The sequence below is a fragment of the Caulobacter sp. GW821-FHT11A05 genome (genome assembly GCF_058809015.1).
The window spans coordinates 571996-591788 of the sequence record NZ_JBXASF010000001.1 but is presented as its reverse complement, the minus strand read 5'-3'; the positions used below and the strand labels follow the sequence as shown (position 1 = coordinate 591788).

The 19793-nt window shown below is 69.4% G+C and carries 18 protein-coding genes; 6 read left to right on the top strand and 12 right to left on the bottom strand.

The features are described from left to right. Nucleotides 1-381: 381 nt before the first annotated feature. The 4 genes from AC1RSK_RS02620 to AC1RSK_RS02605 all read right to left on the bottom strand — a co-directional run bounded on the left by AC1RSK_RS02620 (nt 382) and on the right by AC1RSK_RS02605 (nt 9533). On the bottom strand, nt 382-1707 hold the full coding sequence (locus AC1RSK_RS02620; protein WP_492905253.1) for a cytochrome P450: 1326 nt from the start codon (nt 1705-1707) through the stop codon (nt 382-384). A gap of 79 nt (nt 1708-1786) precedes the next feature. Then, nucleotides 1787-2518 (bottom strand): sulfotransferase-like domain-containing protein, encoded by a 732-nt coding sequence (locus AC1RSK_RS02615; RefSeq protein ID WP_492905252.1) that lies wholly within the window; start codon nt 2516-2518, stop codon nt 1787-1789. A 157-nt stretch (nt 2519-2675) separates the two neighbouring features. Continuing rightward, entirely contained in the window at nt 2676-3587 is a 912-nt protein-coding gene (locus AC1RSK_RS02610; protein ID WP_492905251.1) for an aminotransferase class IV, read from the bottom strand. A gap of 96 nt (nt 3588-3683) precedes the next feature. Beyond that, the gene (locus AC1RSK_RS02605; RefSeq protein ID WP_492905249.1) at nt 3684-9533 is read right to left on the bottom strand and encodes a M10 family metallopeptidase C-terminal domain-containing protein; all 5850 of its coding nucleotides are present in this window, start codon (nt 9531-9533) and stop codon (nt 3684-3686) included. 592 nt (nt 9534-10125) lie between these two features. Between AC1RSK_RS02605 and AC1RSK_RS02600 the strand changes: the two genes are divergently transcribed. From AC1RSK_RS02600 to AC1RSK_RS02590, 3 genes are all read left to right on the top strand, one after another. After that, nucleotides 10126-10656 (top strand): phage tail protein, encoded by a 531-nt coding sequence (locus AC1RSK_RS02600; RefSeq protein WP_492905247.1) that lies wholly within the window; start codon nt 10126-10128, stop codon nt 10654-10656. 62 nt (nt 10657-10718) lie between these two features. After that, nucleotides 10719-11276 carry a phage tail protein gene (locus tag AC1RSK_RS02595; protein WP_492905245.1) on the top strand — a complete coding sequence of 186 codons (558 nt, stop codon included), beginning with the start codon at nt 10719-10721 and terminating at the stop codon, nt 11274-11276. A 64-nt stretch (nt 11277-11340) separates the two neighbouring features. Further along, nucleotides 11341-11886, top strand: coding sequence for a phage tail protein (locus AC1RSK_RS02590; protein WP_492905244.1), 546 nt, complete (start codon nt 11341-11343; stop codon nt 11884-11886). Nucleotides 11887-11958: 72 nt separating this feature from the next. Here AC1RSK_RS02590 and AC1RSK_RS02585 read toward each other — a convergent pair whose 3' ends face one another. Further along, on the bottom strand, nt 11959-12246 hold the full coding sequence (locus AC1RSK_RS02585; RefSeq protein ID WP_492905242.1) for a DUF6916 family protein: 288 nt from the start codon (nt 12244-12246) through the stop codon (nt 11959-11961). 80 nt (nt 12247-12326) lie between these two features. Here AC1RSK_RS02585 and AC1RSK_RS02580 point away from each other — a divergent pair, with 80 nt between their 5' ends. The 3 genes from AC1RSK_RS02580 (at nt 12327) to AC1RSK_RS02570 (ending at nt 14026) form a co-directional block, all read left to right on the top strand. Then, complete coding sequence (locus AC1RSK_RS02580) at nt 12327-12860, top strand: GNAT family N-acetyltransferase (protein WP_492905240.1); 534 nt, start codon at nt 12327-12329, stop codon at nt 12858-12860. Beyond that, nucleotides 12860-13447 carry an aspartyl/asparaginyl beta-hydroxylase domain-containing protein gene (locus AC1RSK_RS02575; protein ID WP_492905238.1) on the top strand — a complete coding sequence of 196 codons (588 nt, stop codon included), beginning with the start codon at nt 12860-12862 and terminating at the stop codon, nt 13445-13447. The genes AC1RSK_RS02580 and AC1RSK_RS02575 overlap by 1 nt, the downstream gene beginning before the upstream one ends. 237 nt (nt 13448-13684) lie before the next feature. Further along, entirely contained in the window at nt 13685-14026 is a 342-nt protein-coding gene (locus AC1RSK_RS02570; protein ID WP_492905236.1) for a hypothetical protein, read from the top strand. A gap of 70 nt (nt 14027-14096) precedes the next feature. Here the strand turns inward: AC1RSK_RS02570 and AC1RSK_RS02565 are convergent, their stop codons facing one another. The 7 genes from AC1RSK_RS02565 to AC1RSK_RS02535 are packed head-to-tail and all read right to left on the bottom strand — an operon-like array spanning nt 14097 to nt 19784. Beyond that, nucleotides 14097-14771, bottom strand: a complete 675-nt coding sequence (locus tag AC1RSK_RS02565) for a hypothetical protein (protein ID WP_492905234.1) — start codon at nt 14769-14771, stop codon at nt 14097-14099. After that, nucleotides 14768-15292 (bottom strand): hypothetical protein, encoded by a 525-nt coding sequence (locus AC1RSK_RS02560; RefSeq protein WP_492905232.1) that lies wholly within the window; start codon nt 15290-15292, stop codon nt 14768-14770. The genes AC1RSK_RS02565 and AC1RSK_RS02560 overlap by 4 nt, the downstream gene beginning before the upstream one ends. Then, nucleotides 15289-16083, bottom strand: a complete 795-nt coding sequence (locus tag AC1RSK_RS02555) for a hypothetical protein (RefSeq protein WP_492905231.1) — start codon at nt 16081-16083, stop codon at nt 15289-15291. The genes AC1RSK_RS02560 and AC1RSK_RS02555 overlap by 4 nt, the downstream gene beginning before the upstream one ends. Beyond that, nucleotides 16080-16535 (bottom strand): hypothetical protein, encoded by a 456-nt coding sequence (locus tag AC1RSK_RS02550; RefSeq protein ID WP_492905229.1) that lies wholly within the window; start codon nt 16533-16535, stop codon nt 16080-16082. The genes AC1RSK_RS02555 and AC1RSK_RS02550 overlap by 4 nt, the downstream gene beginning before the upstream one ends. Beyond that, nucleotides 16532-16915: a hypothetical protein gene (locus AC1RSK_RS02545; protein ID WP_492905227.1), complete on the bottom strand. Its 384-nt coding sequence runs from the start codon at nt 16913-16915 to the stop codon at nt 16532-16534. Before AC1RSK_RS02545 ends, AC1RSK_RS02550 begins: the two co-directional genes overlap by 4 nt. Continuing rightward, nucleotides 16912-18114, bottom strand: coding sequence for a type II secretion system F family protein (locus AC1RSK_RS02540; protein ID WP_492905226.1), 1203 nt, complete (start codon nt 18112-18114; stop codon nt 16912-16914). Before AC1RSK_RS02540 ends, AC1RSK_RS02545 begins: the two co-directional genes overlap by 4 nt. After that, nucleotides 18111-19784 (bottom strand): GspE/PulE family protein, encoded by a 1674-nt coding sequence (locus AC1RSK_RS02535; RefSeq protein WP_492905224.1) that lies wholly within the window; start codon nt 19782-19784, stop codon nt 18111-18113. The genes AC1RSK_RS02540 and AC1RSK_RS02535 overlap by 4 nt, the downstream gene beginning before the upstream one ends. Nucleotides 19785-19793: the final 9 nt, after the last annotated feature.

The window sequence follows — 19793 nt, the reverse complement described above, 5'->3', positions numbered from 1 at the left end:
CGCCCTCCCTCGGGGAAGGCAAGCCAGGGATCGGGGCCGCGTCCCTATCGAAGCGGCGACCATTATACCGCGGCGCGTCCGACCCACGGAAAACAGCGACGCTTTCTTCAAGGCGGTCCAAATGGCCGCAAACGCCGGTCGGCGTGGCCTTGGCGTGGGCCGCGCCTTCGCAAAGGTAGCTCCTGGCGTAGCCTCGGCTGTAGGTCGACCCGCTGCGTTTGTAGCCCAGAAGCGCGGCGCGCCGACCTACGCGGCGCCGCAAGAACCCGCTGTACCGCCGTGGAGGCCGTCAAATGGAGGTGAATATGTCTAGACATATTCACTAACTGATTGATTAATCTACATTTATTCAGGTGGAAGTTGGGGAATCCGGGGTCTGGACTAGCCGCCAAACGCCACGCCCAGCCGCCGGATGGCGTGGACGAAGTTGTTGGGGGCGATGTCGATGTCGCCGGTCCAGCGGATGTCCGGGTGGCGGGCCAGCAGCTGGCGCCAGGTCTCCTCCAGCTGCATCTGGGCCACCCGCTTGCCGATACAGACATGCGGGCCGTAGCCGAAGGCGACGTGCTTGTCGGCGTTGGCGCGGGTGACGTCGAGCCGGTCGGGGTTCTCGAACACCGTCTCGTCGCGGTTCGCCGCCCCGTAGTACATGATCACCTTCTGGCCCTCGAGGACGCGCTGGCCAGCGATCTCGGCGTCCCGGGTGGCGGTGCGGCGCATGTAGATCACCGGGCTGACCAGGCGGATGAACTCGTTGACGGCGCCCGGCAGCATGCCGTCGTCGGCCAGCAGTCTGGCGCGCTGATCGGGGTGTTCGGTGACCAGCTTCACCGAACCGGACAGGGTGTTGCGGGTGGTGTCGTTGCCGGCGAAGACGATCAGCAGCCAGCTGCCGTCGAGGTATTCGTCCGACAGGAAGTCGCCCTCCAGCTGGGCCCGGGCGATGGCGCTCATCAGGTCGGGCTGGGGATCGAGGCGCCGTTTGTGCAGCATGGTCCGGCCGTAGTCGAACATCTCCTCGACGTTGCTGTTGAAGTCCTGGACGAACTGCATCAGCTCCAGCGTCGGCTGGGCCGGCAGGCCGGCCTGTTCGGCGGCCATGTTCTGGGCCAGCTCCAGATAATGCATCCATTTCAGGAACTTCGGCCGATCCTCGGGCGGCACGCCGAGGATCTCGCAGAGGGTGAACAGCGGCAGGCGCGAGGAGAAGGCCTCGACGAAATCGAGCTCTCCTTTCCCGGCCATGTCGTCCAGCAGCCGGCCGATCTCGGCCCGCACCTTGATCGTCAGCTCGCGCAGATAGGCCGGGGTGAAATAGGGCATGTGCTCGCGGCGCAGCTGCAGGTGCCAGGGCTGGTCCATGTTGATCATGGCGTCCATCGAGGCGCGGAACAGCAGGGCGTGGCGCTGCTCCGGCTTGCCGACGGCCATCAGGATGCCGCCGCGCTGCGAGGAGAAGGTCGCCGGGTCGCCGTTGACGCTCATCACGTCGGCATAGCGGGTCACCGCCCAGAAGCCGGGGCCGTCGCGCGGTTCGGCGTGCCACATCACCGGCGCCTCGGTCCGCATGCGGGCGAACTCGGCCCAGGGCTGGCCGTGGGTGAAGTTGCGGATGTTGGTCAGGTCGACGCCGTCCAGCGTCGGCCAGGCGAGCGGAACGGCGGGGCCTTCGCGACCCTCGACGACAGTCTGGCTGAGCAGCTCCACTTCGTCTCTCCCTGGATATATTATCGTTGATTATCCAGACCTTAGCCCACCCTGCCCTGGCGCCAAGGATGACGTCGCGTCAGGCCACGAGCTTGTGCGCGGCCAGGCGCTCGTACAGCGGCTGGGCCCGGTCGGCGATGCGACGCAGGTCATCCGGCAGGTCGGGCGTGGTCCGCGCCTGGGGCGGGCCAAAGCCGGTCGAGCGCTCGACCGCGTCATACCAGGCCGGGGCCCAGACCCCGTCGCTTATCCTGGGCCCGGCCGGCCAGGCCAGCATGCGGTCACTGAACGGAATGCCCAGCGCCGCGCAGAGGGCGGTCAGGGTGTTTTCGGGGGCGGCCAGCACGTCGGCGCCCTCGACCACCGGCGGGGCGCGGCCCAGCCGGTCGCACTCGCGGTCGAACAACTCGCCCTGCCGCTCGACGCCGATGTCGGCCAGGGTCACCTCGCCGCGTTTCCTCACATAGGAGGCCAGCACGGCGGCCGGGTCGCGGATCAGGAAGGCGTTGACGCAGGCGGCCGTCCAGGAAAGGTCGACGCCCGGCAGCATGTGGTGGGTCATGTGCTTCTGGTAGAAGACCGCCGCCTCGCCGGGCCCCTCGCCGGCCATGGCGGCCGCCACCGCCGCCCAGTCGGTCGGCTGCGAGGCCAGCACCCCTTGGCGCATCGGATGGTCCAGGCCCGTGGCGGCCAGGTAGGCGGCGTAGAAGGGCTCATCGACGACGGCGGTGTCGGACCGGTTCTCGAACGCCCGCATCATCGCCGTGGAGATGTTGCGTGGTCCCGACCACATGGCGATGCGCAGGGTCATGATCCCCCTCCCTCCCCTTTATGGGGAGGGACGACGGCGAAGCCGTCCGGGTGGGGAAGTCGGATGCAGCGCGCTCTGTCACGCGAGCACCCCACCCTGCGAGGCTTCGCCTCGCTGCCCCTCCCCATAAAGGGGAGGGAGGAACAGTTGATCGTCCTCATCGTGTCGCCTCCGCGTCCTTGAGGGCCTCGTAAAGCGCCCGCAAACGGCCCGTCACCGGCCCAGGCAGGGCCAGGGGCAGCGTCTGACCGTCGATCTCGCGCACGGGGGTCAGGCCGCCGAAGGTGCCGGTGACGAAGGCCTCGTCGGCGGTGCGGCAGTCGTCCGGTGGAAAGTCGCCGAGCGCCAGGGGAATGGCGTTGTCGCGGCACAGGCGGATGACGTTGCCGCGGGTGACGCCGTTGAAGCAGTAGTCGCCGCGCGAGGTCCGCACCTCGCCGTCCTTGACCCAGAAGAAGTTGGTGGCGTTGCAGCTGGAGATGAAGCCATGGGGATCGAGCATGATCCCCTCATCGGCCCCCAGGGCGATGGCTTCGTTCAGGGCGATGATCAGGTTCAGGCGGCTGTGGGAGTTGAGCCGCATGTCGAACATCTCCGCCGGGCTGCAGCGGATCGACACCGTGGCCAGCTTCAGTCCCCGGGTGACGATGGCCGGGCTGGGCGATTTCCACTCGGCCAGGATGACGACGGTGGGCGTCCCCAGCGCGTTGCGCGGGTCCTGGTTGGCGGCGGACTTGGGCCCCCGCGTCACCATCAGCCGCAGATGGACGCCGTCCTCCATGCCGTTGGCGGTGAGCAGCTCGTCCAGGGCCGCCACGACCTGGGCCCGGTCCATGCCGATGTCGAGCCCGATCGCCGCCGCCCCGGCGAACAGCCGGTCCAGGTGGGTGTCGAGGAAGACCAGCCGGCCCCTGTGCAGCCGCAAGCCCTCCCAGACCCCGTCGCCGACCACGAAGCCGGCGTCGAAGATCGAGACCTTGGCGTCCTCCTTGGCGACCAGAGCGCCGTTCAGCCAGACGCGGGCGGCGGCGTTGCGGGGATCGGCGGCGAAGTCCTGGCTACCAGCCATGCGTTGTCTCCTGGGGGAGTCCAGACATGAAACAGCCGGCCCTGGATGACCAGAGCCGGCTGTAAAAGTTCAGGCCTGAAGGCTAGGCGAACCGGATCAGAGGATCCAGCCGCCCGTGCCGTCCAGGAAGGACCCGGGCGCGATGATGTCGCCGGTCGTGCCGGTGACGTCGCCGTTCACCCGCATCATGTAGTCGGCCTTCTTGTCACCATCCACGTCGAGCTTGAGGTAGGTGGTGTCGGTGCCGGCGTCGTACTGCAGCAGGGCCTGGCCGCCCGTGCCGCTGAAGCTGCCGACGAAGACGAAGGCCTGGTTGCCCATGACCGAAGAGTTGGCGTCGATCGCCTGCAGGTCGACCCGGTCGCCGCCCGCGAAGTTGAGGTCGTGGACCCGGTCGGTTTCCAGGGTCGGCAGGCCCACGCTCTCCTGACGGACAGCGAAGACGTCCCAGCCCGAACCGCCGTAGAGCAGGTCGTTGCCGGTCCCGCCGAAGATGACGTCGTTGCCGTCGTTGCCACGGATCGTGTCGACGCCGCCCTTGCCATCGAGGATGTTGACCCCCTCGTTGCCGGTGAGGGTGTTGGCCTGGTTGTTGCCGGTGCCGAAGATGTCGCCGGCCCCGGCCGTCAGCTCGAGGGCTTCGAGGTTGTCACCGAGGATGTAGGTGGCCGCGACCGAGCGGACGACGTCGTAGCCTTCCGCCGCATTCTCAACGATGAAGTCATTGTATTCGTTGACGATGTAGACGTCGTTGCCGGCGCCGCCGTACATCTTGTCGGGGCCGTTTTCACCATCCAGGTAGTCGTTGCCGTCACCGCCCGTCAGGGTGTCGGTGTCGGCCCCGCCATACATGTAGTCGTTGCCGATGCCGCCGGTCAGCTGGTCGAGGCCAGCGCCGCCGTACAGCTTGTCGGCCCCGTCGTCCCCGGTCAGCTGGTCGTTGCCGTCATCGCCGAACACCGAGTCGTTGCCGGTTCCGCCACTGGCGGTGTCGTTGTCGGCCCCGCCGTGGACGATGTCGTTGGCGTCGCCGCCCTCGAGCAGGTCGTTGCCGGTCCCGCCATCGAGGTTGTCCTTGCCGCCCATGCCGTACAGCTTGTCGGCGCCGCCCAGGCCGGACAGGATGTTGACCCCGTCGTTGCCGTTGACGGTGTTGTTGGAGCCGTTGCCCGTGCCGTTGAGATCGCCCGAGCCCAGCAGGGTCAGGTGCTCGAAGTCGGCGCCCAGGGTCAGGCTGATGGTCGTCTTGACGGTGTCGATGCCGGCGCTGTCGGTCATCGTGTCGCCAGCGTCATCCACGAAGTAGATGTCGTTGCCGGCCCCGCCGTCCGCGTCGTCGGCGCCCGCGCCGCCATCCAGGGTGTCGTTGCCGTTGCCGCCGACGAGATCGTCCAGACCAGCGCCGCCCGTCAGGATGTCGTTGCCTTCCTGGCCGTTCAGCTGGTCGTTGTCGTCGCCGCCGTTCAGCTTGTCGGCCTGGTCGCCGCCGTTGAGGGTGTCGTCGCCGGCTTCGCCGTTGACCACGTCGCCGCCGGCCATGCCGTTGACGGTGTCGTTGCCGCCGCCGGCGTTGACGGTGTTGCCGACGTTGTTGCCGTCGATGGTGTCAGCGCCACCGGTGCCGACGTAGATGTCGCCGCTGTCGGTTTCACCATTGATGGTGATGGTCACCGTCGCCACGTCGCCGCCGTCCACCGTGTAGGTGAAGACGTCGCTGTCGGTGCTGTTGCCGGCCCCGGCGGTGGAGTCGACCAGGTCGTCGAAGACGCCGTTGGGGTCGTAGTCGAAGGTGCCGTCCGAATAGATGGTCAGCAGGGCGCCGCTCGGCAGGGTGAACTGCACGCCGTAGCTGATGGCGTTGCCGTTGACCTCGGTGATGTCGGTCACCGTGGTGTCGGCGCCCGAGCCGTTGTCGGCCAGCAGGTCGCCGGCGATGATCGGCGTCGACTCCGTGGTCGTGAAGGCGTCGTCCTGGGCGTCGCCGCCGCTGTCGTCGATGGTGATCAGGGCGGTGTCGGCGAAGCTGGCGTCGACACCGTCGGTGGCTACGAAGCTGACCGTGCGGGTCAGGTCGGTGCCGCCGACGTTGGCGTCGGCCGCGCCCTGGTAGGTGATCGAGCGCAGGGCCGCCTGGTAGTCGGCCACGGACGCCGTCCCGGTCAGGGTCAGGACCCCGTTCAGGTAGCTGCCCGAGATGCCGTTCTGGTTGGTGAAGTTCAGCACGTCGCCGGCGACGAAGTCGCTGATCGTCACCGTCGCGCCGGTCAGGTTGGCGTGGTCGAGGTCGGTCACGGTCAGGTTCGGCGACACCGCCACGGCGCCCTGGCCCTCGGTGTAGACCACCGAGTCGCTGGTGGTGACGACGGGCGCGTCGTTCACCGAGTTGACCGTGGTGTTCAGCGTCACCGTCGCGGCGCTGTAGACCGTCGCGCCGCCGGTCGAGCCGCCGCCGCTGAGGTCCACCGTCGAGCCGGTCGTGATCGCGCCGGCCGAATCCTCGACCAGCCGCACGGTCAGGGCCGGGGCCGCGCCGTTGAAGTTGGCGGCGGGCAGGAAGCGCAGGGCGGTGGCCGCCGCGACCAGGAAGGCGCTGCTGGCGGAAACCGCCGGCAGGGTGACCCAGATGGCGCCGTCGAAATACTGCCAGGCGCCCTCGGTGGTCGTCGCGTTGCCGGTGATGGCCACGCCCGCGAAGCCGTTGGCCGTGCTGGCCCCGACATCGTCGGCGGCGTCGGAGAAGTTGCCGCTGAACAGTGTGGTGACGGTGGCGCCGGCCGGGTTGCCGGCGTCCTCGTTGATCGCCGCCAGGGTGGCCGAGCCGGTCGCGACCGGCGCGTCGTTGACGGCGACCACGTCAGCCTGGCTGAGCACCACCGTGCCGGTGCTGTAGGGTGTCGTGCCGCCGCGGGTGGTGACGTCGAGGTCGGCGCCGTTGGCCGGGGCGCCGACCGAGTTGTCGGCCAGCACCACCGTCAGGGACGGCGCCGGGCCGTTGTAGTTGGCGTCCGGGTTGAAGCGGATAGCCGTGGCGGCGCTGAGGTACTGACCCGCGGCCAAGCTGGCCGCGCCGATGTTCACCCAGATGGCGCCGTCGAAGTACTGCCACTGGCCGACGCCGGCCGAGCTGCCGTTGGCGGTGACGACGACGCCGGTGAAGGCGCCGGCGCTGGAACCGCCCGGGAAAGCGCTCTGGTCGTCGGTCGCGTCGCTGTACTGGCCGCTGAACAGGGTGCTGACGGTCTGGCCGCCCGCGCTAGGCGTGTCCTCGGTGACCGTCGCCGCCGTCTCCGTGCCGTCGCCGGACACGACCGGGGCGTCGTTCACCGCGTTGACGGTGATGGTGACCTGATCCTGGTCCTGTTCGCTGGTGCCGGTGCCGGTTTGGCCCGGATCGTTGCCGCTGAAGCCGCCGTCGTTGGTGGTGATCTGCAGGGTGACCGTACCGTTGACGTTGGCGCCGCCGGTGAACTGCAGGCCCGTGGCGTTGGCCAGGGTGGCGTTGATCTCGTTCTGGGTGCCGACCAGGGTGACCGTGTCGGTGCCGTTGCCGGTGATGTCGCCGGCCGTCAGGCCGCCGGAGACGCCGGTGTTCAACGTCAGGACGCCGCGGGTCACCGTCAGGGTGACGGTGATGTCCTGGGTGGCCGGGTTGGCGTCGGCGTCGGAGACGCTGACGCCGTCGATGGTGAAGGTGGTATCCTCGGCGCCGCTGTCGGCCGAGATGGTGTTGATCGGCCGGTCGTTGATGCCGACGACGGTGACCGTGGCGGCCTGCTCATCGCTGACCATCAGGCCGTCGCTGACCGAGAAGGCGATCGTGCGGCTGGGATTGGCCCCGTAGTTGGTCGGGTTGTCGCCCGAGACCGCGTAGCGGACCAGCACCAGCGCCGCCTGGTATTCGGCGAAGGTGGCGGCCCCGGTCAGGGTCATGATGCCGGTGGAGTCGCTGTAGCTGTAGGCGATGCCCGAGCCGGCGATGGTGCCGCTGACCGTACCGTTGATGGTCAGGCGGTCCTGGTGGCCGGCGCCCGACTGGAAGCCCGAGCTGATGCGGATCACCGCGCCGGCCAGGTTGTCGTTGAGGTCGGTAGTGTCGAGATCGTCGGCCGTCGAGGCGCTGATCACCTGGACGGCGGTGCCGAAGCCGGTGTTCGGGTTGACGTCGGCCTCGGTGTAGGTGGCGGCCGAGCTGGTCACGGTCAGGGTCGGGGCGCGATAGACCTCGAACCCGTCGATCTGCATGCCATTGGTGTTGGAGATGTTCTCGAAGAAGGTCAGGCCGCCGCCCGTCAGCAGGCCGCTCCAGATGCCTTCGTCGCCGCCGCCGGCCGTGCCGCCGGTGGTGTCGTGGACGAACCAGCGACCGGTGGCGAAGTCGATTTCCAGGTCATCGAGCAGGCCCTGCGGCCCGCCGCCACCCGGCGTCTGGAGGTAGATCTGGGTGAAGACGCCGGCGGCGTTGCCGGTCAGGGCGTAGCTGTAGATGCCGCCCGGACGCACCACGGCGTCGCCGGGATCGCCGTCGCCGTCATGGTCTTCCAGCAGCGTCGCCGTGGCGAAGTACAGTATGGTGCCGTCGGGGCTGAGCTCGACGCCCTCGAGCGAGCCGAATTCGCGCGGGAAGGCTTCCCCGGGGGTGGTGATGACGCCGGCGTCGTCGTCGTCCGGGCTGAAGGGCAGGACGCCGTAGGTCAGCAGGCCGGCCGAGACGTTGGTCAGGCCGCTGGCGTCGTAGATGTAGTTGCGCGAGACGATGTCGCCGTCGGAGGCCGCCGTCACCCGGTGGCTGGAGATGTAGATGTGGCCGGTGACGAAGTTGATCGCGAAGTCGTCGACGAAGTTGTTGGCGTTGCCGTTCGGGTTGCCGCTGGCCAGGTTGACCAGGGTCACCGGCGTCTGGCCGGCGGTGTCGTAGTTGACCCGCCGGATGGTGCTGCCCTCGCTGAAGAAGATCTGCTGGTTATCTTCGTCGATCACCAGGTTGATCATCTGCGAGGCGTTGCCCGAGCCGGCGGTGCTGTAGAGCACGGTCAGGGTCGGCACGCTGGTCGAGCCGGGCTGGCCCAGCAGGTCGCTGAGGTTGCCCTGGTAGAGGCGGTTGGTGCCGGCCTGGTCGCTGTCGAGGAAGAAGTACTTGCCGGCGACGGTGTCGATCACCAGGTCGCGCGGCCGCACATGCATGGTCTGATAGCCGGCGGCCTCGTCGCCGTCGGAATTGTAGACCCGCACCTGGTTGAAGCCGAGCGTGCCGGAGTTGACGGTCGCGTCGCCGCTGACGCCGACGATGCCGTCGCCGCTGCCGCCGTTGGTGGCGCCCCAGATCTGGAAGTCGGGCGCGGTCAGCAGGACGTCCTGCGGAATCTGGACGTCGGCGTTGGTGGTGTCGCGGTTGTCGCTCGTCCAGTTCGCCGCGTCCATGATCGCCTGCAGCAGGCTCTGACCGGGATTGACGAGGGCGTTGTGCTGGATCGTCGTCGGGCCGGCGTAGGCGCCGCTGTCGGCGTCGATGGCCAGGGCGCTGGTTCCGGCCACCAGGCCGGTGTTGGCCAGGCTGCCGTTGAAGGTGCCGTTGTCGCCGAACTCGACCGCCGACAGGAAGGTGGTCGGGGTGTTGGCGTTGGTTCCCTGGAAAATATACAGCGCGTCGCCGGCCTCATCGAGGTCGATGCCCGCCCCGCTCAGCGCCGCGGCGTTGATGGTGATGACCGTGCCCGCCGGCAGGTCGGCGCCCGCCGTGTAGGTATAGGTGCCGTCGCCGCCGCCGGCGACGAAGGCCGTGCCGTTCCAGGTCCGATCGGTGAAGTAGATCACCGTGCCCGAGCCGATCGGGGCCAACAGCACGAACTGGATGGCGTTCGTGGTTGCGGGATCGCCGCTCCCATCCGACTGAGCGGTGTTGAAGCTGACAACGGCGACATCGCCGGTCGAGAGCGTGGAAGCGACCATCTCAATTATCTCCCCCCGGGAACGCGCCCGGTAAAACTACATGATGAGGCGCGGCAGGCCGTCACCCCCTCGTTGACCTCGGCCCGGCCGACCCTGTGGTCGGCTGCGGCGCGGCGGCCATCATTGTCGATACATACCCCAATACACGGCCCGCGCGAATATCATTTGATACACGTGCGGCCCCCGCGGCCATGCGCTGACGCTCCCGAGTCACAAGGGCTCCGCGCGCGGCGTACCAGTGAAATCCCGTTGGCAATCAGTTGTAAACCCCGTTCAGGCGCCGGACCGGTGGTTTGCCGCCAGTTTTCCCGCGCACGATGTCAGGGCGGTGACAACTTCGCCCAGAACGGGCGTGGCGGCCGTCGGGAAGCCGACGCGAGCCCTTGTTCCACAAGGGCTGGACGCGAAGTGACGGCAGATCCGATTGTGAAAGCCCGGACTCCCGCTGAGCGCGAAACGGGCCTATTGCCGCTATCGATAACGTGGTCTACGGTGACGAAATCTGCGGTGGGGGCCCCCGAAGATTTCTCAGTACCGGCGCCCCTGACCGGTTCGGCCGACGCATTGGCGCGGCGCCTAGGGGACGTTGAACATGGCTCAGCCCTACATCGGTGAAATTCGCATGTTCGCAGGCAACTTCCCGCCTGTCGGCTGGATGTTCTGCGAAGGTCAACTCCTTCCGATTTCCGAGAACGACACCCTGTTCACCCTGATCGGCACCATCTACGGCGGTGACGGTCAGGAGACCTTTGGCCTGCCGAACCTCTCCGGACGTCTTCCGATGCACGCCGGCCAGGGGCCGGGCCTCAGCCAGAACTATCAGATTGGCGAGATGGCCGGGGTCGAGCAGGTCACCCTGACCACCCAGCAGATCCCGGTCCACAACCACCCGATGCTGGCCACCAACCAGAACCCGGTCGCCCTGCCGACCGGCGCCATGATGGGGGTTCCCAACGCCGGGCCGCCGGGGACGGTGATCTACGGCACCGACGCGCCGCTGACGACGCTCAACCAGGCCGGCAACCAGATCGTCGGCGGCAGCCAGCCGCATGATAACATGCAGCCCTACCTCGCGGTCAGCTTCATCATCTCGCTGTTCGGCGTCTTTCCGACCCAGAACTAATCACGCGCCGCGACGGGCCCGGTCGGGCCCTTCGCCGACCGAAAATCGTTGGAGCCCATCCGATGTCCGATCCCTTCGTCGCCGAGATCCGCATGTTCGCCGGCAACTTCGCCCCCACCGGCTGGGCGCAGTGCAACGGCCAGCTGATGCCGATCTCGCAGAACACCGCCCTCTTCTCGCTGCTCGGCACTTACTATGGCGGCGACGGCAAATCGACCTTCGCCCTGCCCAACCTGCAAGGCTCCTCGCCGATGCACGCGGGGCAGAGCACGACCGGCACCGAATACTTCCTGGGCCAGCAGGCGGGCAGCGAGTACGTCACCCTGATCCAGTCGGAAATGCCGGCCCACACCCACGCCATGCAGGTCAGCAACAACGACGCCAACACCGACCCGGCGATCGGCGCCAGCCCGACCAACCAGCTGCCGGCCAAGGGCAGCTATGACGAGGGCGGCAACACCGGTGTGGTGGCCTTCTACACCGCCAACGCGCCGAACGTTCAGCTGAACTTCCAGTCGACGGCGATCGCCGGCTCCAGCTTTCCGCACAACAACATGCAGCCCTACCTGTGCGTGCTGTTCATCATCGCGCTGCAGGGTGTGTTCCCCGCCCGGCCGTAGTCGCAGTCTCGCCAAGCCATCCTCGCCGGCGCTGGCCGGCTGACCTTTTCGAAGGACCACAACGATGTCCACACCGTTCCTGGCCGAGATCAAGATCATCTCCTGGAACTTCAGTCCCAAGGGCTGGGCGTTCTGCAACGGCCAGTTCCTGCCGATCAACCAGAACCAGGCGCTGTTCTCGCTTCTGGGCACGACCTATGGCGGCAACGGCCAGACCACCTTCGCCCTGCCTGACTTCCGCGGCCGCGTGCCGATCCACGTGGGCTCGGGCTTCACCGAGGGCCAGGCCGGCGGTCAGGAGTTCCACACCCTGACCATGTCGGAAATGCCGGCCCACAATCACCAGATGGGCGCCAACAACACGACCACCACGGCCACGGCCCTGAACCAGACGCCGGGCAACACCAAGACCCTGGCCGGCGGCATCGCCGCCAAGCAGGGCGGCGGCACCCAGAACGTCAACGTCTACGGCAGCGGCAGCCCGACCACGACCCTGGCCCCCAACTCGGTGACCACCATCGGCGGCAGCCAGCCGCACGAGAACCGCCAGCCCTACACGGTGCTGAATTTCATCATCGCGCTGCAGGGCATCTTCCCCTCGCAGAACTGATCGCGGTTCTTTCCAAAACCCACAGAGCGCCCATTCCGGCCTGGCCGGCGTGGGCGTTTTGCTGATCGGTCCTTAGTTGAAGGAGGACTGATATTCCTGGAAATCCCCCGGCGGGGTCAGGATCGCGCTCACATGCAGCCAGAAGGTCTCGCCGGTCTCGGTCCTGCAGTCGCGGATCTCCGTCTCCATCACCGGCCGCTTCGGCCCCCGGAAGATCAGCAGGAACGGCTGGCGGGTCTGGTGCGGCTGGATCGGATAGTCGATGATCCGGTCCAGGGTCAGGGGGGTGTCGAACCCGTCGAAATGGAACGCCTTGCCGACATGCGGCGCGAAATCTTCCTTCGTCAGCAGCTTGGTCACTTGCCCCTCCCCGGCTACACCGGATCGTTCTTAAGTTGCCGGCCGGGCGCCCACAAGCCCTCGCCGAAGGGGGGCCGCCAATGTCCGAAACGATCGTGATCCCGTGGTCCGGAGGCGACCTGATCCTGCGCCCCGAAGCCCCCGACGACCTGATGTTCCGCTATGAGCTGTTCTGCAAATCCCGGACGCCCGAATGGTACCAGGCCGGGCTGCCGAACGACCTGATGAACCAGCTGATGCAGCATCAGTTCCAGGCCCAGACCGACAGCTACCTGGCCCAATTCAAGGAGGGGCGGTTCGATATCATCGAGCTGAAGGGCCGCCGGATCGGCCGCATCGTCGTCGACCGCGCCCACGGCGCCATCAAACTGGTCGACCAGGCCATCATCCCCGAGCTGCGCAACCAGGGCATGGGCACGGCGATCATGCGCTGGCTGATCGCCGAATCGAACGCCGCCGACCTGCCGATCATCCTCTATGTCGCCAATTCCAACGACCCCTCCCTGCATCTCTACCGCCGGATGGGGTTCCAGGTGCTTGAGGACAGCAATGTCTATCTGAAGATGATCCGGCCGCCCGGCCCGGAAACCCCTCCGCCTTCCGAGGCCGGCTGATGTTCACCGCCTTCAACCTGCCCAGGACCTTCGACGTCGCCCGGCTGCGGGCCGACCTGACGCGGGCCGAGGCGGCCGACTGGGTGCCGCATTTCAACCGGGGCTATTACGAAGGCGACTGGAGCGCCGTGCCGCTTCGCTCGGTCGGCGGCGAGACCCGGCGGATCTACCCCGCCCCGGTTCCCGTCGAGGCGTATGCCGACACCCCGCACATGGCCCGCTTCCCCTATTTCCGCGAGGTCGTGGCGGCCTTTCCCATGCCCCTGCGCACGGTGCGGCTGCTGCGGCTGGGGGCCGGGTCGAGCATCCTTGAGCACAAGGACGAGTTCCTCGGCTACGAGGACGGCCAGGTGCGCTTCCACATCCCGATCGTCACCAACCCGCTCGTCGAATTCATCGTCGCCGGCCAGCGGATCGATATGAACCCGGGCGAGGTCTGGTATATCGACTTCAACCACCCCCACAGCGTCCGAAACCGGGCGGACACCGACCGGGTGCATCTGGTCATCGACGGCTTCGTCAATCCGTGGGTCGACGAGGTGTTCGCGGAGGCCCAGGTCCAGTTCGGCGTGCAGCCGCCGGCCTGACCGGCAGAGACCGGCAAGAGGCGATTGACGCAACGACAGCACAGCCCGGCATCGCATAAGGCAAAGGCAACACGGTTAACTTGCAATTTTGCGTGGCGCCCCTGGTCGTTATAACAACTTTCCCGTGAATACCTGTCTCGTCCTGCGCGAAAATCATGGTTTCCACGTGACTGACCATGTTCGCCGCTGCTATCTTCCACCAGAAGCGACCGAGGTCGCAGGTGGGGACTAAGTAACATGGACAGACGCGCATTTCTCGCTGGCGCCGCCATCGCGGCCGCCGCAACGCCGATCGCCGCCCAGGCGCAGGACGACGCCCAGACGGTGACCATCAAGGGCTACCTGAAACGGATCACGACGCATTACTACGCGATCAGCCCGACCGCCCAGAAGACCGACCCGAACACCACCAACTACGCCGCCTGGCCGACCGACGTGGTCCGGGTCTATCCCAGGGACGCCAAGAAGATGGTCCTCGGCCTGGTCTCGGTGAAGGGCAAGCTCTACCGCGGCAACCAGCAGGACGCCGTCTCGCGAACCGTCTCGACCGTGGTGATGGTCGACGCTGTCATGGCCTGATCGACCACACTGGACCTGTCTGCAGACGCCGCCTGGCTCGCCGGGCGGCGTTTTGCATGGTCGCGCCGGACTAATCGTTGAGCTTGGGCATCCGGGTGTAGCCCGGCGGCGGCTCGGCCCCCGGCGGACCCGACCACCAGCCCTTGCTTCCCCGCGGCAGCGGCGGCAGCGGCCGGCGCACCCGCGGCGGGGCCTTGGGCTCAGCAGGCGCGGCCGGCTCGGCGACGGGCGGGCCGGCCTCCGGATCCGGCGCGGCGACGAGGCGGCGTTCCGGCATGGCCATGGCCGGGCTCAGCGGGCCGCTGCGAGCCGAAAACAGCGACAGGTTCAACACCTTACGCCCCATGACCAGCCGGGCGTCGCGGCGGCCAAGCGAGACCACGCGCCAGCCATCGATATTGTCGCCCCGGCGGGCCCGCACGCTCACGCCCCGGGTGGAGAAGTAGCCGGTCAGCGCCCCGTCCTTGCCCATCACCCCGACCAGGATCGGCGTCAAATCGACCGGCGGCGGGGCGGGCGGGGCCTCGGTCTCCTCGGCGACGGCCGGCGCCGCGCCGGCGGCGGCGAAGCGGGTCATGCGGGCGGCGCTGGAGGGCTCCTCCATGCCGGCGGAGGCCAGGCGCGGGCCGCTGCTGGCCGGCAGCAGGCCGTCGGCGACCGTCTCCCGTTCCACCCCCGGCCAGAAGGTCACGGCGGCGGCCAGCACGGCCGCGCCGGCCAGGATAAGCAGCGGCGGGCGGATCACGAGCCGCCCCCCTGGACCGCGACCAGCACGGCCAGGTCGGCGCTGATCTCGGCCCCTGGCGCGCCCGGCTCGCCGGTCGCCAAGAGCAGGCGTTCCAGCACCACCGCATCGCCGCGCTTCTCGATCCAGCGAGCCAGGCGGTCGGCGGCGGGGGCGTCGGCCCAGCCGCGCAGGCCCAGCCGCACCACCTGCAGGTTGGTCCCGCCCGGCCGGCGCTCCAGCACCTCCAGCTCGACGACCTTGATCCCGGCCGCGGCCAGTTCCTGGCGCATGCGCTGGGCGGCGGCCAGGGAGGCTTGGCTGACCGGCGCGGCGACCAGGGCGGCGCCGGTGGTCGCCGCGCCGGTGCGGGCGGCATAGTCGCGAACCAGGCCCTCCTGATGGCCGGTCTCGCGATGGGCGGCGCTCAGGCTGTTCAGCTGCAGGCCGACGCGGGCGGCCAGCAGGGCGGCGACAAGCAGCAGCAGGCCGGCGAGGATCGGCAGCCAGCGCTCGGGAAGCTGAGGGAGGGTCCGGGTCATTGGCAGGCCTCCGGATCGAGGATCACCCGGTTGCCGGCCTCGGCGCCCTCATCGTTGCTGGCCCTGGCGCCCTTGTCGGTCAGGCTGGCCAGCTGTTCGGGGGTCATCGGCTGGCTGAAGCCGGCCATTACCTGGCCGTCGGCCGCCGACAGGTCGGTCAGCACCGCCTCACTGCCCGTCGCCGCCAGGACCTCGAAGGCGCAGTCGACCATCATGGCGTGGCGCTGGCCGGCCGCCGTCCGCCAGACCCGCTGGGCCTCACCCTGCAGCCGCACCTGGCGGCTGGTGAAGCGGACGAGGTTCTGGGTGGCCTCCAGCCGCGTCTGCGCCCGCTCGACCGACTGGCCCAGCCGCAGTGACGTCGCGCCGAGCACCAGCACCAGGCCAAGCGCGAAGGCGCAGACCAGTTCCAGGGTCTGGCGGCGGCCATCCTGGGCGGCGCGGCGGCGGTGGGGGTTTTCGAAGCGGAACAGGTACTCTTCGCCGTCCAGGTCGCCCGGCAGATCGACGAAGGCCGGCCCGCGCGCCGCGATCCCGGCCGTGGGGCCGAAGATGGCGCGGGAGGCGAAGGCGACGGCGAAACGCGTCTGGCCGCCCTCGGCCGGCCCGACCATCTCGACGGCCTCGACCGTCTGGTCGGCGGGCAGGGGCGAGAGGATGTCGAGCTGCAGGCGCACGGCCTCGCGGGCCGCCTTGACCGAACTGGTCGGCAGGTCGAGCGGGCGCACGAACACAGAGGCCTCGGCGGCCGCGCCGTCCCCTGCCCCATCGTCGGCCTCGAACAGGCTCATGGTTTGCCGCAATCCCCCCGCGCTGGATCATAGGTGCAGACCTCCGGGAGATCGCACCGCAGGGCGGCGACCGCAATCGCCGTATCGTCGCGGGCGACCGTGGCCACCGACCAGCCGGGCCGCTCGGCGCCGTCGGCCTTGCGGGCGGTGACGATGCTGGCGACGGCTCCGGACGGCAGGCCGAGGAAGGGGATGGTCTCTTCCCCCTGCTTGAGGCCGACCCCGCCGTTGCCGTCGAGCCCCAGAACGACGCCCGGCATGGCGCAGCGGTCAACGGCGCGCAGGGTCGCCTGCAGGGCCCGATCCGACGGATCGGGCCGGCCGAGCGCCACGGCCCGGCGGGTCCAGCCGATGAAGTCGACCTGCAGATAGATCAGCGCCGTCATGATCAGCGCCCCGATGCCGACGGCGACCAGCGTCTCCGTCATGGCAAAACCGTTGGCCCGTTTCATTGCGAGCCTCCGACGACGACGGCCTCGATGGCGCTGCGGTCGGGGCGGCCGCCCGCCGTCCAGCTCGCCTCCAGGCGGACGCGCTGGGCGCCGGCGGGGATGGACATCTCGACCGGCCCGCGCGGCAGCCGCCGCCAGTGATAGCGGCCCACCTTGCCCGAGGCCGCGGCCCGCAGGTCGGCCGGGGTGGTCAGGCGGGCCTCCTCATAGAGCCGCTCGATGACGGTGGCGGCGGCCATCCGCGCCTGGGCCCGGTCGATGGTGCGGGCGGCCCAGACCAGCAGGGTCAGGGCCAGGGCGCCGGTCAGGGCCGCCAGCCCCAGGGAGACCAGGGCCTCCGCCAGGATGAACCCACCGCGTCTTGAAGATGAGGGGCTCACAGCTCGACCATGTCGCTGATCGACATCAGACCCTGGAACACCACCAGCACGATGCCGCCGACCACCAGGCCGATCAGCAGCACGATGGCCGGGGTCAGGATGGACAGGAACCGCTCGGTCTTCTCCTGGGCGCGTGCCGACAGGGCGTCGCCGGCCTCGCCCAGCACCCGGGGCAGGTCGGACGCGCTCTCGCCGACCTTGGTCAGGCCGATCAGCATCGGCGGGGCGAAGGGGATGGCCCGGAACACCTCCGACAGCTTGGTCCCCTCGCGCAGGCGCGGCTCCTGGGCCTCCAGGGCAAGGCGCACCGGCGCCACGCCGATGGCCTCGACCGAGACACGGAAGGCGGTTGCCAGCGGCACCCCGGCCCCGACCGCGATCGACAGCCGTTGGGCAAGGCCGCCGAACACCGTATCGGGCAGGACGCCCATGCCGATCCGGGTCAGCATCAGCTTGTGCAGCAGGCCGATGGCCAGGTCGCGGGCGGCCCGCGACAGGGTCAGGGCCAGCGCCAGCCCCAGCGCCGCCAGACCCAGCATCGGCGCGGCCATCCGCAGGATACGGCCGCCGGTCATCACCGCCCGGGTGCTGGCCGGCAGCTCGCCGACCCCGGCGAAGGCCGGCTCCAGAGCCGGCAGCACGGCGAAGGCGAACAGCAGGATGGCCGCCGCCGCCATGGCCATGACGAACAGCGGATAGATGATCATCGTCACCAGCCGCTGCCGGGTGGCGGCCGAGGCCTTCAGCGCGCCCGCCCCGCCGGCCAGGATCTCGGTCAGCCGGCCCGTCGCCTCGCCGGCCTTGGCCAGGGCCTGCAGATAGCGTCCCGTCTGGCCCGGAATAGCCGACAGCCCCGCCGACAACGGCCGCCCGGCCATCAGCTCGCCCCGCACATGGGCGGCGAGCCGGGCCAGCACCGGGACCTCAGAGGTGGTCTCGATAATGTGCAGCGTCTGGCCCAGCGACAGGCCGCTCTTGAGGAACCGCGCCAGGTCGGCGGCGAAGGCGGCCCCCTGGGCGTCGCTCAGCGACAGGCCGGTGCGGGCCGGGGCGAAGGCCTGGGCGCTGACGGTGATCGAGGTCGGGGTGAGATGCTCGGCCAGCAGGGCGTCGCGCACCTGGGCCTCGCTCAGGCCCTCGCGCTTGCCGCGTGTCGCGCGTCCGGCCGCATCCACCCCCCGCCAGGCGTAAGTCTTCACAGCGAGGTCGCCCGATAGACGTCCTCCAGCGCCACCTCGCCGCGGGCGGCATGGCGCAGGGCGTCGTGGGCCAGGGTGGCGAAGTCCGGCCGGCTGGCCAGCTGGCGGCGGATGTCGGCGGTCGGGGCGCCGGTGGAGATCATCCGCTCGATGGCCTCGTCGACGGTGAAGATCTCGCCCAGTGGCGCCCGCCCGATCCGGCCGGCGCCATTGCAGGTCCGGCAGCCGGCCGCTTCGTGCAGGTTGATGTCGCCGGCCGCGACGCCATGCGCCCGGAACAGCGCCGTCTCCTCCTCGGTGGCGGCGCGCGGCGCCTTGCAGGCCTCGCACAGCCGCGGCGTCAGCCGCTGGGCCGAGGCCCCGATCAGCACCCCGGCCAGCAGGTAGCGCTCCACCCCCATGTCGGCCAGGCGGGCCGGGGCCGTGGCGGCGTCGTTGGTGTGCAGGGTGGCCAGCACCAGGTGGCCGGTCAGGGCGGCCTGCACGGCCAGGCGAGCGGTCTCGCTATCGCGGATTTCGCCGACCAGGATGACGTCCGGGTCATGGCGCAGGAAGGCGCGCAGGGAGGAGGCGAAGGTGACGCCGGCCGCCTCGTTGACCTGGGTCTGGTTGATGCCGTCGAAGACGTACTCGATCGGGTCCTCGATGGTCAGCACCTTGCGTTCGCGCGTCGCCAGCTTGCGCAGGGCCGCATAGAGGGTGGTGGTCTTGCCGCTGCCGGTTGGTCCGGTGACCAGGATCAGCCCGTAGGGCCGGCGCAGCTGCTGGGCGAAGGTCTCGCGGAAGGCGGCGTCGAAGCCGAGGGAATCGACGGTGAAGTCGACCCCGTGGCGGGTCAGCAGCCGGACCACCGCCGACTCCCCGAACACCGTCGGGGTGGTCGAAATCCGCAGGTCGGTCAGGGCCCCGCGGATCGAGGCCGTCGCCCGGCCGTCCTGCGGCGCCCGCACCGAGGCGACATCGAGGTCGGCCAGCACCTTGATGCGGGCGACGACGCCGGAGCCGAAGGCGGCCGCCAGGGGCTCAAGATCGCGCAGCGCCCCGTCGACGCGGATCCGCACCAGGCAGCGGTCGGCCTTCTGTTCCAGGTGGATGTCCGACGCCCGCTCCTGCAACGCCCGCTCCAGCAGGCCGTCGAGATAGCGCACCACCGGCGCGTCGCGGGCGAAGTCGCGCAGCCGCTCGGCGTCCTCCAGGCTGCCGACATCGGGACCGCCGGCCTGGGTCTCGGCGGCGACGGCGCGGGTGCGGGCGGCGCGCCACAGGCCGAAGGGGATGGTGCGCAGCTCGACGGCCTTGCCGGCCGCGAACCGCAGGCCCCGGCGCACCTCGTCGCCCCCGGCGTCGACCAGGCCGACGACCAGCCGGTCGGGATGGTCCTCCAGCACCAGGGCATGGTTCTCGGCCAGATACTTCTCGTTCAGCGACGGCGGGCCCAGCGCCTGTGGCTCCTCCTCGCCCTCCCACAGCGGCGCACCATGCAGGGCGGCGCTGGCAGCGGCGATGGCGGCGTCGCCGGCCAGGCCCAGCAGGCTGGCGGCGACGGCCGGCGGCTGTCCGGCGCTGGCCACGGCGGCTCGCAGGCGTTCACGGTCGGCGGCGGCAAGCCCCAGCGCCTCGGCCAGCCGCTTGGCCCCCTCGGCGCGCGCCTGCGCCAGGGTCGGCAGCACAGGTTCCCC